The organism is Arenicella chitinivorans (assembly GCF_014651515.1).
Taxonomy (GTDB): domain Bacteria; phylum Pseudomonadota; class Gammaproteobacteria; order Arenicellales; family Arenicellaceae; genus Arenicella; species Arenicella chitinivorans.
This window is the reverse complement of sequence record NZ_BMXA01000004.1, coordinates 61,257-76,130: the sequence shown is the minus strand read 5'-3', so window position 1 is coordinate 76,130 and position 14,874 is coordinate 61,257. Positions and strand designations below refer to the sequence as shown.

Sequence of the window (14,874 nt, the reverse complement as noted above, 5' to 3'; positions counted from 1 at the left end):
CGAGAAACCCGGGTTGTGGAGTGCAACCCGGGTTTTTTTATACGGTTTATTTTGCTGGTTTGGTTAGGTGTTCCGGTAATTGATACAAGCGCACGTAGTCGACCAACATACGCGCTGGCAATATCGAATCATTGGTAGGGCCACCAGCGCCGCCCCAACCGCCACCCATGGCGATGTTCAAGATGACATGAAATGGGTGATCAAACGGCCAGCCTTCCCAACCTTCATTCGGGTTCAAGTACGTAAAGTATGGCTGGTTGTCATACAGAATATCGATACGCGTTGGTGACCATATCAGGCTATAAAGATGAAATTGCTTGTCGACATTGTCGGCTTCAATCGTGGCTTGACGTTGTTTACCAATGACCCAGTAGTAAGCTTTGGTATGTACGGTGCCATGTACCCGGTTCATGTCGTAGCCAACATGCTCCATGATGTCAATTTCGCCGGAGTTGGGCCAGGCATCGCACTTATTATTGCCCTGCCACTCAGCGGCAGTTTTACAATTAGTTGCATACTTGAATGGGTTGGTCGACAACATCCAGATCGCAGGCCAAGTGCCTTGCCCATATGGCAGCTTGGCGCGTACATCAACCCGCCCATAGAGTAAGTCGCCCTTGCCCGCAGAGTGAATACGCCCTGACGTATACTCGGCATTGTCGTATTGCTCCTTATGGGCCTCGATCACCAACATGCCGTTTTCAACGCGAACGTTCTTTAATCGATCCGTGTAGGCCTGATCTTCTTGATTGACCTTGCCCGCTGGCCAGATATCGTGCGTCCACTTTGTGGGGTCTGGTGCACCTTCATAGTCAAATTCATCCTGCCATACCAGCTCCCAATCATCGCGTTTAGGTGGTGTCGTGCGAACGGCGAGCGCACTCACCACCGGCTCTCCCTTAACGGCTGTAAGTTGGATGTCGAGCTGACCATCTTGCACTGTGACTGCCGGGATTGACCACACCACGGCCATTTTGGCGGTTGTGCCACGTGCCTGGTAGATGTCAAAGTTTGGAATCACCATCTCGCCTTCAATCAACACGTCGAATACGCGATCGCCAACCGCTACATCGTCTGGTTCGGTAAAACTCAGCGTTACGGTGTACTCGCCATTGTCTAATGGGTAGCTAAGGTCTACTTCGCCAGTTCGATAGGTATGAAAGATGGTGGGATCTTGTGCGCCGCGAATGTCCGCGACTGTGCCGACCTTGCCGTTATGAATATTGTCGGCTTGATAGGCAATGCCATCTGCGCCATGGTGCGCCGGGCCGCCATAATTGATTGCCAATTGCACAGTCTCATCGATTGGCGTTTGCGCCACACTTACGCAGGAGGCAGTGAGCAAGCCGGTACATATTAGGCGTTGAGTTAATCGTTTTATTGTCATTATTGTTAGCTCCAAATAGGTGGATACAGAAGTGACTCACTGAGTGAGCACACAGATCAACACTATAAAAAGCGTTGGATTGCACGGCGACTAACTAACCTAGAATTCGGCAATTTATACGCGAGGTGCGTAACTGATGGCGTATGCTTAGCCCAATTGTGATTGTTTATCAGGCGCGTCCTTATGCATCAAAAACTTAATCCGATCACGGAATGGCACAATGTAGATCAGCGAACGTTTGAGCATGAAATATTGCCAATTCAGCAGCCCGCCGTCATGCGTGGACTCGTTGGTGACTGGCCGATTGTCGAAAAATCACAACAAGATGATCAATCTGTTGTGGATTTTCTTAAGTCCTATGCGGGAAAACACAGTGCGTTCACGGTGGTTGGTCAGCCGGAGATACAGGGTGCGTTTTCCTATGCGGATGATCTTTCCGGTGTGAATTTTAAAAGTGTCCAGGCGGAACTTGCGCCAACGTTGGATCAATTGTTGGCAATGCGAACTCAATCTGCGCCACATGCCATCGCAATCCAGGCGGCGGATGTCGAAACCGTATTTCCGGGTATGCGCGACACGCACCCAATGGCCTTACTGCCAGCGTCGGTGAAGCCGACCATGTGGATTAGCAATCGCGCGTTGGTGGCACCGCACTACGACGCTGACCTAAATATTGCCGCTGTAGTGGCTGGCCGTCGACGTTTTACCTTGTTTCCGCCTGAGCAGGTGGCAAACCTGTATGTCGGGCCGATGCTGAATTCGCCTGGTGGTGTGCCAATCAGTCTGGTGAATTTATGTGCCCCGGACCTAACACGCTTTCCTCGATTCGAAATAGCCTTAGACAACGCTCAGCAGGCTGAACTTGCACCGGGTGATGCGATTTATATGCCTGCGGCCTGGTGGCATGCGGTCGAAGCGTTGGAAGACCTGAACATTCTGATCAACTACTGGTGGGGCGGACAGGTTGAAAACGGTTTATCGCCCAATGCCAGTATGATGCACAGTATGATGTCAATGGCGCGCTTACCGGCAGCGCAACGCGAAGCCTGGCGCGCGTTATTTGACTATTTTGTGTTCCATCAGACAGGCGACCCGGTGGACCACCTACCGCCAGCGTTGCACGATGTCACAACCCAGATGTCGGCTGATCAGCGTGCAACAGTGTTGGCGTACTTGCGTGAGCGATTAACTTAGGCGATCACATCGCGGATGCTTTGCAATAGTGGTTGATAAACTCCTGGTGCTGCGGGAGTTGCTTCACCAAATTATTTGCCGTTTGATCGATGCCGTTCAGAAAGTTCTTCAACTCGTCGTCCGACATCATATTAACAATCGGATGATATTGCTCCGGCATCAAACCCTGCCCTAGCATAACCTGTGTCCACGAATTCTCACCAAATAATTCGGTTGGCACCTTAAACACACGGCCAGTTTGTTTGAACAATTCAATGCGGTGACGCAACGAATCCGGAATATCCATCGAGCGGCAGAAGCGCCAGAACGGCGAGTCGGTACGTTCTGTAACATGGTAGTGCAGCACAATAAAATCGCGGATATTGATGATCTCGGCGTGCATCTGCGTATTGAATTCGTTGACATCGGGCTGGCGAATACCGTCGTAGGGGAACATCTGCATCAAACGAGTAATGCTGCGCTGAATCAGGTGAATACTGGTGGATTCCAACGGCTCAATAAAGCCACTGGAAAGCCCCATCGCAATGCAGTTTTTATTCCAGTGCTTACGTCGCGTTCCAGTAAGGAATTTGATCACACGAGGTTCGTTAATCGGTTTGCCTTCGATATTATCCAGCAGTTGTTGGATGCCTTCGTCATCCGACATATAGCGGCTACAGAACACCAGGCCATTGCCGACGCGAGTTTGTAGTGGTATGCGCCACTGCCACCCAGATTCACGGGCGATCGAGCGCGTATACGGAATGGGTGGGCCGACTGACTCGGTCTGTACTGCGATAGCAGAATCGCATGGCAGCCAATGTGACCAATCATCGTAGCCGGTGTGCAGCGCTTGTTCGATCAGCAGTCCACGAAAGCCACTACAGTCAATAAACAGGTCGCCTTCGATGACTTTTCCCGAAGCCAGTGTCAATGATTCGATAAAGCCCGTTTCGTTGTGCAGGTTAACGCTGACAATCTTGCCCTCGATCCGTTTGGCGTTGTGTTTCTCTGCTAAACGTCGGAGAAAACCGGCGTAGCGGCCAGCATCGATGTGGTAGGCATAATTCAGGCCACCTTTCGGCATCACGGCGAAGCGATTTTGCTGTGCGGCCAGCAATTCTGCACAGTATTGCCCAAAGTCTTTGGCAATGCCGAGTTGCTGGCCTTTGAGCCAAAAGTGTTGAAAGCCGGCTGCCCAGCAATCTTTACCAGTAAACCCAAAGGAGTGAATATAATCTTTACCGACATCGCGCCAGCTTTCGAATGCAATGCCGAGCTTAAAGGTGCCGTTGACTTCGGCCATGAACTCGCGTTCATTGATGCCTAGCAATTCGTGCAGCGTGAGCATGGTTGGAATGGTTGCTTCACCGACGCCGACAGTCGGGATGTCGTCGGATTCGATCAGTGAGATATCCAGATTCTTGCCTAACAGTTTGGCTAAAGATGCTGCTGCCATCCAGCCAGCGGTTCCCCCGCCCGCAATAACAACTCGTTTAATTTTCTGATAATCCACGTTAACCCTCTTGCTTAAATATCGTTGCCGCCCGCCTATTGCAGGAATCGGCGCAGCTGTGCTCGTATGCTTTGTGCGCGCGCTTCATCAATGTCGTCCAGAACGCCGCGTGCATGCTTAGGAATGTGGCTCCAGTCCTGTTCCGTTGCGGCGAACACATAGCGTTCGAAAATATCGCGCCATACGACGCGTTGTTCTGGCGGTAGTTCGCGAATACTTAATACCGCATGTTGTAGGGCATTCAAGGGTGCGCCCATATAGGCTGGTGTCGCGCGCCACCAATAGTTCACTAGCACATTAAAGGCGTCGAGTGACTTCACTTGATGCCACCACATGCTTGGTATGAAGATCGCGTCGCCTGGTTCGAGTGTCGCCTGACATGCAGCCTGAAGTGCCGTGCGATACTTAGGAAACTGATCCAGTTCTGGTGCATCGGCATTAACCAGACTAATCGGCTGACCGGATGGCGTTAAATCGAGCGGCCCTATGTACAGATTCTCAGCTTGTTCAGGTGGAAACAAAGTAAATTGGCGACGCCCGGCGGCACACACGGCAATATTGCTTGGTACATCGTAGTGTGCAGCAATCAGGCTGCGGTTTCCGAACCACAGGCTGGTCAGGTGCTCGCGATGACCAATAGGCAGGTCATTGTGAGCGCGAAAACCGGGCAGCCATCGATCTACCAGAGTTGATCCCACGTAATACGTGTTGGGTTCCGCATCATCCGCTTCGGCAAACAAGGCGGCCAGCACCGCCGACATGGTTTGTCGCGTGCGCTCGAAATTAAAGCCGGTCATCGACTCGTTATAAAAAATACGTCCCTTAATTTCAGGGTTGCCCTGATACACCGTAAGCGGTGTTCCCTGATCAAAATTCAGTAGATAGTCCGCGACGTGTTTATCCGAACCATGAGCGGCCGAGACGATCTCCCAGTCGCTTGCCAGTCCTCGCAGTACAAGCGGTTCCTTGGCGTCAAAAATATACGCTGGCAGTGCATCTGCCCCCGTTACGCTGATTTCGGAAATTGACTTGATTGCGATGGACATTGGTTCTATTTGGGGTAGCTTTATGCCACTTGTTTATTCTTGCGCTCGACTAAGTCGCTCACACAGGAGTGCGACGCGATAACCATAAAAAGCGGCTGCAAAAAACCTTGTTGGTTGAGCTGCGATAACACATCACCTGACAAGTTTTGTACTTTCTCCTCATTCAAGGTGTAAAAGCCCAACAGCTGATTTTCACTGCCGTTGTTTAGCTTGACCGTCATCGAAAATGCTTCGAGCAGTTCGAGCTCAGCGAGTTTCGCCATAAACTTGGCGCTATGTTCATGTGCTTGGTGGATCAGTTCTAGTGATTCAGTGGCTTGTTGCAAGAAGTCACTGGTGCCGCCGTGCTCCAAAAACAACGCTTCTCCGTCGGTTTCGTTGACCCTGGGGTTATCCATGTCGATGGATACCATTGGATTACGTTGGTTCGGATCATTTGCATCGGTTTGATAGCCAATCAGAAATGGCTGTCGACGGATCATCAGCGGCACATACGGGGCATTCCAGCCGGGATTATCTAGGAACAAATTCTCATTCTGCTCAAAACCGAGTAAGGCAATCGGGAAGAACGCACTACTGGTGGCATCCTTTTGAAAAAAGATCGGGTAACAATGCTGAATATTGCGAAATTCAAACGGAAACGTCATGACATAATTGACGGCATCTCCGTAGTCGGCAGAGCGTTCTGTGATGACCTTCAGATCGCTGTGTTGCGCTGGATTGAGTAGTTCAAAATTGCTCATAGCATTGTATGTATTGTTTGTTTTAGTTGTTATGGTGTGGCGCATTTTGACTGCCTGATGTGTTCTATCAATGATCGATTGTCAGGCAGGCCGGATGCGAGTTGTTGAGTTCGTTGGGCATTTTCGCGAAACAACTGATGTGCTTTCGTTTGCATCGCATCATGTTGTCGAATTCGGCGTGTTTCTGTGTCAGTGACAAACCCCATACCGTACAGAATATATTGATAACTGGCGGCTGGGAACAGTTCATCGATATACGGCGTATCGAGATGCCAGGGTGGTTGGTAGCGCCATAAATCGAGAGATGCTTGCAAGGTGTCCGGCACTGTTTCAGTCTGGCGGTGGGCCAACCAATATTCCGAGTCATTTCGTTGGCTTAAGACGTAGTGCAGTTTGAGAAACTCCACAATACGCTGCCAGCGATAATTAAATTTCTCATTAAACTGTTTTGCCGTGATGATCATGGTCTCGCGGTTTGCAGGTAACTGCTCGGCCAGCATTTTGGCGGCAAACTCCACCATCACCAGCGCGGAAGCTTCTAACGGCTCAACGAAGCCGGCAGATAGTCCAATTGCGACACAATTCTTATGCCAGAATCGTTCGCGATAACCAGGGTTAAATTTGATGGTGCGTGGTGTCAATTGTTGCGCAATAGTCGCACCGACTTGTTTGCTCAGATACGTCATTAATGCCGCTTCTGCCTCGGTATCGCGCATAAAGTCACTGGCATATACCGCACCTACTCCGCGTCGAGAAGGTAACCCAATATCCCAGATCCAACCGCCCGAATGTGCGGTGGCCAGCGTTGCAGACGCAATAGGCGCGTTGGGGTCGGTATACGGTAGCTGTACTGCCAGCGCTCGATCATTAAATAAATACGGCTGTATGGACTGCATGGGCACCTGATAATGCTGCCCGATGAGCACGCTGCTGAAACCAGTACAATCGACGAACATATCGCCGCGTAGTTCGCCGTGTTGCTGTGTTTTGATTTCTTGGATATAGCCGCTCTGGTCCGGTATCACATCCACGACGTGATCGCGAATATGGGTGACGCCAAGTTTTGATACGCAGTGTCGTGTCAAAAAATCGGCGAATTTGCCTGCGTCGAGGTGGTAGCCGTAATTCTGTATAAAAGCAAATTCCGGCGTCGATACCTGTTTGGGTGCTAGGCCAAGTTCACACAGTCTGCTTTGTTGTGAAACGGCATCGGCAAAGCTGATTTGCTCGGCTTGGGGTTGCCAAAATGGCGCTAAATTAAGCTCGCTGTAGCCTTGCGGTAGTGAGAAAGGATGATAGTAACGATTATCGCCGCCATTGCGCCAACCTTGAAAACACGAACCTTGTTTAAAGCTGGCATCGCATTCTCGAATAAACGCAGCTTCGGACACGCCAATTGACTGAAGTGTGGCACGCATAGAGGGCCAAGTGCCTTCCCCAACGCCGATTGTGGCCACATCCGGTGATTCAATCAGAACCACCTCAACACCGTGCTCGCCCGCCTGATAACGCGCAGCTAAAACACCTGCGGTCAACCAGCCTGCGGTGCCGCCGCCGACGATGACGACTTTATTCATGGTTTGATGCATAGCGCTACAATAGGCTAATCGTTATAAAAAGAGAACTAAAAAAAAGGATAGCGCTGAGGCAAGTCGGGCCTACCTTGGCGCTATCCTCTCGGCGGGTCGAAACCCGCCGCCAAGGTGGACTGATTCGCGATTAAATTGAATTACAATTTATCAGTCCACAGAAGGGTACGTTTAGAATTCGTAGCGCACGCCCAAGTTGTAACGAGCGCCGGTTTGCAGCGCTTGAATAACCTGAAGTTCATCACGACCATAGGTGCGTACTGTTTCTTCTGTGATATTCAGACCCTCCAAGAAGACCGTCAAGTTATCACTCACGACGTAGCGAATATTTACGTCCCATTGACCAAAGGATGAGACATTCACCGGGCCTGGTGTAGCCGCTGCTGAACCGGCGATTCCATTGAAAAAGTCATCACGCCAGTTGTACATCAGGCGCGCTTGGAAGCGATCGTTCTCATAGAAACCAATCAGGTTCGCAGAATCGCTTAAGCCTGGAAGTACAAACTGTGTGTCGAGACTCGTTGGCTCATACTCCAGATCACCGTTCACGATCGTTGCATTGGCGATTACACCAAAACCACTGTCGCCAAATGTCTTTTGAACCGCAATTTCCCAACCATCAATGCTTGAATCTTCATTGTTCACCGGGGCAGTTACGTCAAACGTGACTGGCGCGCCTGTGGCAGGATGAATCAAACCTGGAAACAGCACTTGGTCTTGGAAAATCGCCGTACCAATAAAGTTTTTAACGTCTTTATTGAAGTAGCCAACCGACGCGTAATCACTACCGCCGAAATAGTACTCGAGAGACAGGTCGATGTTTTTAGACTCCAGTGGATCCAGGTCCGGGTTGCCCGAATTGCCGTTACCACCGCTTACACGAATCAAAGAATTGATCGTCAGGCCGCCTTGGATGTCTACAAAGCTTGGACGTGTAATTGTTTCGCTATACGACGCCCGCGCCACAACGTTGTCGGTCAAATCAAACCGGATATCCAAGTTGGGTAGAATAAAGTCGTATTCGCCGGTTAGACGGGTAAAATCCTGAACAACCGCGCCGTTGGCATCCACTGCTTGAATCGCTGAGAACTCGTTATCGCTTTGTTGCACCACCGACGCATAGACTGGAACTAAGGCTTGCGAGACTACGTCGGTTTCCTCATAACGTAATCCAGCTTTGATTCTGACGGGAATATCCCCAAGTTGGCGATCAAGATTAACCTGGATGTATGCTGCGGAGGAATCTTCTTCGGTGATACGGTCCGTCGTGAAGTTGCTGCTAGGGCATAAACCAGTACCGCAATCACCGCCGGTAGACTGTGTGGCACCAAGTGCTTCGGTGCGCGCGATCAGCGCGTCGATATCAAACACGAAGAACTGGGTTTGACGACGTGAATCGTTTCCGTTAGAGAGTTGGTCAAAGGCGTCAGCCGCTGATGCCGGGGTTAACAGGTCAGCGATGTCACCAGCTTGAGTTGTGCCGCCCCAGGTGTCGCGTTGTACGTTCGAAAATTGCGATCGATTGTCTACCTCAGTCAGCTGCACACCGAAATCGATTGATGTGGTGTCAGTAAACTCATAGGCACCGCCAGCCGACAGCTGTTGAATCTCCATCTTGGCCGCTTCGTTATCAAACACGCTGCCGGTCACGATCATGTCGTCGGCGCTAAGTGGTCCAGTTAAGTCCAACTCAAGGATTGGCAGCTCACCATTCAGATACGCCGTAGTGCGTTGACGGGTAAAACTGGCAATCGCCAATTGCGACGCTGTACCGTTATTTCCGCTAGCACCGCGCTCGGCTTCTGAACTATGAAAGTCAAATTCTAACGCCAGTTTATCGTTAACTTGCCATTCAACATTCAAGCCCAGAGAGTTGTTCTCAGTGCGAGTACCGTCGCGACCTGCAGCCATTGCGAAATCAGTTGCAGAGTTAACTTCTGTGTAGATCAGTGGTGAAGCAACCGGACCGTCGGAGTACGTAGACTGCACGCCAGCGAAGTTGAACCAACCGGAGTAATTGTTAAAGGTACGCTCAAAATCAACTTCTGAGTAGAAATAGTCTAAGGTGGTTGTGACGCTGTCATTTGGGCGCCATTGCAAAGCTAATTGACCGTTAATACGCTCACGCGAGAACTCGGCGATCTCATAACCAACGCTTTGTGGTACTGCGTAGATATCCGAATCCGCTGGACGATTAATTTGGTTCTCATCGCGTGGTAGGCCGCCCCATGCTGCGGTACCAGCCGCCCAATCTTGGTCGGCAGTTCCTGGGAAGTTGTTGTAGTCACCTACCGTGCCTGTGTTGACGCCGTTGTCACGTTTTTGATAGCTACCAGCAATGGCGATACCAATCGTGTCATCTGCGAATGTGTTGCTATAAATACCTGAAACTTCTGGGGTCAGGTCGTCGCCTTTTGTGGTGGACGTGTCGTGTACCGCCTTCAAAGACACGACAGACTTCATGCCTGGTGCATCTAATGGACGTGCAGTCTGGATATTAATGGTTGAACCAATACCGCCAGTTGGTACGTCGGCAACACCCGTTTTATACACTTGCACACCAGCAATACCCTCGGATGCCAAATCTGCAAAATCGAATGAACGATTATCGCCATTATGAGTTGGCATTTGACGGCCATTCAGTGTGACTAGGTTAAATTCAGGGCCGAAGCCACGAACCGTAACTTGGCTCCCTTCACCGCGTGAACGGTCGATTGAAACACCGGTGATACGTTGCAGGGACTCAGCGAGGTTGGTGTCAGGGAATACGCCGATATCTTCGGCTGAAATCGCGTCAACGACGCCGCTGGCGTTTCGCTTCAAATCAGTGGCGCGTGCTAAACTACTGCGGTAGCCGGTAACGACGATTTCTTCCAGAGTTTCTAGTTCGTCGGATTGAGCGAAGGTCGTACCTGGCGCAATCATCGCACCACACACCAGCATACCCAACATCGCAGAGCGCGATGCTGAGACCGGTGACAGCGCTGACGAAACGGCACAAGCAAGCTTGGTCTTGCCGCCGTTAAGAACGTATGAAGTCATGGTTATCCTCTCTTTATAAGTGACAATATTCTAATTTTTGTGTTTCTCAACTGTCACGTGTGCCCACGTGCAGATACAGTGGAGAACAAGTGGTAAAGCACAAAGATGGGATGCGAATGTAGTACGTAGAAAAGCCACCCGGTGGAGCGATGACCCTGCCCAAACCCTGTTGCGCTATTCACATCGTCATCTATGCCAGGCTAATTTAGGAATATTTCCGTGGCGACGCGACTAAGTTACTGCATATTCCGTTATTTATACGCTGATTCCACCCGTCTTGAACCAATTCTGTCCATAATCAGATCGACCAACTATAATTACGCCAACAATAATTATAAAAATATCGGATTCAATGTCGGCTCCTATTTTCAATATTCACGATACGCTGCTGTTGGCAACGGCTTTTCAGAGCTTGTTGTTCGTGGTTTTGGTCTTGACCGTTAAGCATGAACGGCAGATCAGTGATTATTTTTTGGTCGGCTTCTTTTTGGCGCAAGTCGCGATCCCGTTTCATATCCTGGTCAACTACGGCGAAGTTTTTAAGTACATCGCGCTGAATGCATCACCAAATTATTATCATGCATTCGAGTTGGGTCTGTGGCTTGAGGGGCCGCTATTGCTGTGGTACACGCGATCGATTTTGTATCGAGACTTTAAGTGGTCAAGTAAGGACTATGTCTACTTACTGCCTGCGATCGGATTTGCCGTCTATATTTTGATCACCTTTTATATGCAGGATACGGCGGATAAACTACTGCTGTTAGAGCAGCAACAAGAGGGCGCTAAGCAGCCATCGATCATGGGTAAGCTGAATGGTTTACGCGATATTCTGCGTGTGGCATTCGGTGTTTTGTGTGTCATTGACGTGCGTCAAGCGAGACGACAGATCCGAGATCGATATTCGAATATCGAGAAAATCGATTTTGGTTGGCTCAGCTTTTTGGTGATCGCTTTCACCTGCGTGCGCGGTTGGTCGGTGATTGTGTTGATCGTCACCTACTTTGCACCAAATTTGAGTGACCCGATCTTTAATTCTCTCGGATTGGCGGGGAACTACCTCACCTTCGCATTGATCACTACGCTGATGTTCTTCAGTCTGCAACGTTCAACCTTGTTCGACGGGCATATCACCGAGGAGCCAGCGCATACGGAAGAAGACAAATATAAGATTGACGACGCCTTGACCAAACGGATTGAGGCCCATATGGCTACTGAAAAGCCGTATTTGAAGCATTTGTTGAATCTGGAACAGTTGGCGAATCAGTTGGAGATGCACCCAAGAACCTTATCGGTGACCATCAAGCATCACTTTAAGACCAACTTCTATGAGTTTGTGAATTCGTATCGAATTGACGAGGCAAAACGCGTCTTGGCGGATCCAAGCCAAAAGCATAAAACCATGATCGAAATATCAGGAGATTGCGGGTTTAACAGTAAGGCGACGTATAACACCTTTTTTAAGAAGCTGGTCGGCTGTACGCCAACGCAGTATCGAAGTCAGCAGCTCGAGAAAGTGGCCGCGGAGAGTTCAAGCGCGTAAACTGGCTTCGATCACCCAGCACGATGATCGAAGCCACGCATTAAAGGCAGAGTGAGGTCTAGTTTCCGATTTGAATATCGTCGAAGTAGAACGTCCAGTTGCCAGGGTCGCCGGCTGCATCACCTGCGACACCTAGGTCGAAGATTAAGGTGACGCCCGAGGCGCCGGCCCCGGCCACAGCACTGAAATCGAATGACAGTTGCTCCCAATCCCCAGAACCGGAGTAGGTTTGACTCAGTTCGACATTCAGCCCTTCTAGTTTAAACAACACCGGCACTGAACGATTCGCCAGCACATTCATGGTGATCGTGGTGCCTTGTGAGAAATCAATCGACTCGCCAAGTGCTAGCGTGCTACCAGCATACACCGCGCCGTTGTACTTCAACATACGGCCGACTTGTGCGCTTACATTGCTACTATTACTCAGCGGGTTGACCACCACCTCGGCGACACCGCCTTCAAAGTTAGAGAAGCTGTAGATTTGACTTGTGTCGTCAAAATCGACTGGCAGGGTTGCCAATTGCGGGCCAGCACCGTCGCCCTTGGTCCATTTAACGTTATCGAGCCTGAAGGTTGCGCCATCCTGACTGCCCCAAGTTGGGAAGATCACCAATGGGGCGTCCACCGAAGCCAGGTTCAAGCCGCGAGCGACGAGATCGTTGATATTAAATGTGTAGTGTTGCCATACGCCGGTTTGTGGTAACACACCTTCCACACTTTGATTCAATGGAATGTCGCCGGTACTGCACGGATGGACACAGTCCACTTTCATCATCCATGGATCTGCGGCTGGATTCCCTGGTTGAGCCAAGACCTGAAGATCGAACTCCAGCGTACCACCGGCAAAGTTCGACAAGTCGGCAGGACTGGCTGATTGGAAGAATGTCACCGTATTCGTGTTGGGGTCATTATCGTAGCTGAACTGTAATTGCTTATCACCATTGTCGTTGATCTCGGCAATTACGACACCACCACAACAGTCGTAAATCGGCCACAAGGTGATCCCATTACTGTAAATGTCCAGCGTGTCCCCTACAGGCACCAGTGGCGCTGCCTTAGGTGACATACCGCAGAGTTGATCTTGCTGCCAAACTTCGGGCTCGGTATTAATCGCACATTGCAAACGAATGTCGTCGATTTGTATGCTGGCGTTGGTCCCTGTGTATTCGAGTACAAACAAGTTTTGAATATTGCTCAGGTTAACGCCGCCGCCGTCAGGGTTCGGGTTGGCCAGCAAGTCGGACACTTTTACTTTCACTTGCTGCCACTCGCCGCTCGGTGGGGTATCGATCACGACCTGGCCCTGATTAGGCCAGCCGCTATCAAGTTTCACTACGAATTGGCTGTCGGCTGCGGCATCCAACACGCGCAGTTTGAATTCAATTTCACCATAGTTGGTCCAACCGGCGCCACCAGTCAACTGTACTCCGGTGTCGAACTCGGGCGCTTGGTCCATATTCTGTGCGGATAAAAACACGTTGCCGGTTCCATTGAAGAGCACATCAAGCACGTTGCCGCGTTCGTCGCCCAACACGACTTCGTTCAAAAATACCGTGCCTGGGTCGAGTTCCCAGCTACCAGGGTTAGTGGCTTGTGTCACGCTGGCACCATTGTGTTCGAGTTCGACTGGTTCAACGCCATCGTCATAGATTAGATAGTCGTTTACGCCGGGTGCACCAGCGTCGGAGTTGACCACAACATCCGGATCAACGGTTGCGCAATCTTGCTTGTTGGGACGGTGGCCGAACCACCAGTATCCACGCCGCGGTTTGCATTGATAGACTCGAACGTAATCCACCACTAACTCTCGGTCCTCAGCCCAGTTCGTGTCTGGGCTGCCAGGCCAGTCGCCGCCAGTGGCAAGATTCATAATTAAGTGGAATTTTTCATCAAACGGCGCATTAAAGTTGGCGACATCAAACCCTTCGGTTTGCCCTTTCCAAATATAGTTGTACCAGCCTTCCGCCGTTTGAGTTTGATAATGTTTGCCATCCACGTACCAGCGGATTTCACCTTCCTCCCATTCCAACGCATACACATGAAAATCGTCGGCTGGGTTGAAGTCGGTCGTCAACGTTTGGCCATGGTTTTCCCATTGTGGCCATGCCAGACCGTAATGCAGTGTGCCATGCACTTCATTTGGCCAGACTCCGAGGTTAACGGCTTCCAGAATGTCGATCTCGCCGCTATTAGGCCATCCACCGTAGACATTGTCGGTAGGCAGCATCCATACCGCGGGCCACATACCCTGACCGCCGGTGAGTTTGGCACGAACCTCAACCCGACCGTATTTAAAGTCAAACTTATTCTTGGTTCTCAGGCGCGCAGAAGTATACGGCAACGTGACGGATTGGTCCGTGGGATCATAATTTGGATCGTCGTCATAACGTCCCGGTCCGCTAAAGGTTTCTTCCCGGGCCACGATATGCAGCTTGCCGTGTTTCACGTACGAGTTTTCGGGGCGGTCGGTATAACACTGTTTCTCATTATTACCACCGCCGACACAATTCACTTCGTGAGACCAGTTTCGCTGTTTGATTTTACGACCAGAAAATTCATCCCGCCAGACGGGTCGCCAACCTTGCTTCAAGAGCATAAATTCGTGACGCAGACTTTGCTTCCAGTATTGGTAATCTTCGGATTGATGAGCGTGACTGTAGCCACTTGTTAGTAGAGTTAGTGCGCTGACAGCGAGCAGGGTTGCACGACGGCGCATCGAATGGTGATTCGACATGTGAGTTCTCCTTTATGGTTGCTGTTTATTTTAGTCATGCGCTCTTATCGGTAATCCTTTCGACGTTTAGTAAGCTGATTACTGGCGGCGCTTTATGACTATTA

General features: G+C 50.4%; 9 protein-coding genes. 2 read left to right on the top strand and 7 right to left on the bottom strand.

Going from position 1 to position 14,874, the window contains the following annotated elements; all coding sequences use genetic code 11:
- Positions 1–46: 46 nt before the first annotated feature.
- Positions 47–1,387 (bottom strand): malectin domain-containing carbohydrate-binding protein, encoded by a 1,341-nt coding sequence (locus IE055_RS12075; protein WP_189401440.1) that lies wholly within the window; start codon positions 1,385–1,387, stop codon positions 47–49.
- A gap of 183 nt (positions 1,388–1,570) precedes the next feature.
- Here IE055_RS12075 and IE055_RS12070 point away from each other — a divergent pair, with 183 nt between their 5' ends.
- Positions 1,571–2,581, top strand: a complete 1,011-nt coding sequence (locus tag IE055_RS12070; RefSeq protein ID WP_189401437.1) for a cupin-like domain-containing protein — start codon at positions 1,571–1,573, stop codon at positions 2,579–2,581.
- Positions 2,582–2,585: 4 nt separating this feature from the next.
- Here IE055_RS12070 and IE055_RS12065 read toward each other — a convergent pair whose 3' ends face one another.
- From IE055_RS12065 to IE055_RS12045, 5 genes are all read right to left on the bottom strand, one after another.
- Positions 2,586–4,076 carry a tryptophan halogenase family protein gene (locus IE055_RS12065; protein WP_189401433.1) on the bottom strand — a complete coding sequence of 497 codons (1,491 nt, stop codon included), beginning with the start codon at positions 4,074–4,076 and terminating at the stop codon, positions 2,586–2,588.
- Positions 4,077–4,111: 35 nt separating this feature from the next.
- Positions 4,112–5,122, bottom strand: coding sequence for a cupin-like domain-containing protein (locus IE055_RS12060; protein ID WP_189401430.1), 1,011 nt, complete (start codon positions 5,120–5,122; stop codon positions 4,112–4,114).
- 20 nt (positions 5,123–5,142) lie between these two features.
- Positions 5,143–5,865 carry a SapC family protein gene (locus tag IE055_RS12055; protein ID WP_189401428.1) on the bottom strand — a complete coding sequence of 241 codons (723 nt, stop codon included), beginning with the start codon at positions 5,863–5,865 and terminating at the stop codon, positions 5,143–5,145.
- 29 nt (positions 5,866–5,894) lie between these two features.
- Entirely contained in the window at positions 5,895–7,442 is a 1,548-nt protein-coding gene (locus tag IE055_RS12050) for a tryptophan halogenase family protein (protein WP_229794271.1), read from the bottom strand.
- Between the two features lie 183 nt (positions 7,443–7,625).
- Positions 7,626–10,496 carry a TonB-dependent receptor gene (locus IE055_RS12045; protein ID WP_189401422.1) on the bottom strand — a complete coding sequence of 957 codons (2,871 nt, stop codon included), beginning with the start codon at positions 10,494–10,496 and terminating at the stop codon, positions 7,626–7,628.
- 352 nt (positions 10,497–10,848) lie between these two features.
- Here IE055_RS12045 and IE055_RS12040 point away from each other — a divergent pair, with 352 nt between their 5' ends.
- The gene (locus IE055_RS12040) at positions 10,849–12,036 is read left to right on the top strand and encodes a helix-turn-helix domain-containing protein (protein ID WP_189401419.1); all 1,188 of its coding nucleotides are present in this window, start codon (positions 10,849–10,851) and stop codon (positions 12,034–12,036) included.
- A gap of 58 nt (positions 12,037–12,094) precedes the next feature.
- Here IE055_RS12040 and IE055_RS12035 read toward each other — a convergent pair whose 3' ends face one another.
- The gene (locus tag IE055_RS12035) at positions 12,095–14,770 is read right to left on the bottom strand and encodes a glycoside hydrolase family 16 protein (RefSeq protein WP_189401416.1); all 2,676 of its coding nucleotides are present in this window, start codon (positions 14,768–14,770) and stop codon (positions 12,095–12,097) included.
- Between the last annotated feature and the right edge of the window lie 104 nt (positions 14,771–14,874).

Excerpts from the sequence above, each read along its gene's own strand:
- IE055_RS12055 (WP_189401428.1), bottom strand. The coding sequence starts at position 5,865 with ATGAGCAATTTTGAACTACTCAATCCAGCGCAACACAGCGATCTGAAG.
- IE055_RS12070 (WP_189401437.1), top strand. The coding sequence starts at position 1,571 with ATGCATCAAAAACTTAATCCGATCACGGAATGGCACAATGTAGATCAG.
- IE055_RS12075 (WP_189401440.1), bottom strand. The coding sequence starts at position 1,387 with ATGACAATAAAACGATTAACTCAACGCCTAATATGTACCGGCTTGCTC.
- IE055_RS12040 (WP_189401419.1), top strand. The coding sequence starts at position 10,849 with ATGTCGGCTCCTATTTTCAATATTCACGATACGCTGCTGTTGGCAACG.
- IE055_RS12050 (WP_229794271.1), bottom strand. The coding sequence starts at position 7,442 with ATGAATAAAGTCGTCATCGTCGGCGGCGGCACCGCAGGCTGGTTGACC.
- IE055_RS12035 (WP_189401416.1), bottom strand. The coding sequence starts at position 14,770 with ATGTCGAATCACCATTCGATGCGCCGTCGTGCAACCCTGCTCGCTGTC.
- IE055_RS12045 (WP_189401422.1), bottom strand. The coding sequence starts at position 10,496 with ATGACTTCATACGTTCTTAACGGCGGCAAGACCAAGCTTGCTTGTGCC.
- IE055_RS12060 (WP_189401430.1), bottom strand. The coding sequence starts at position 5,122 with ATGTCCATCGCAATCAAGTCAATTTCCGAAATCAGCGTAACGGGGGCA.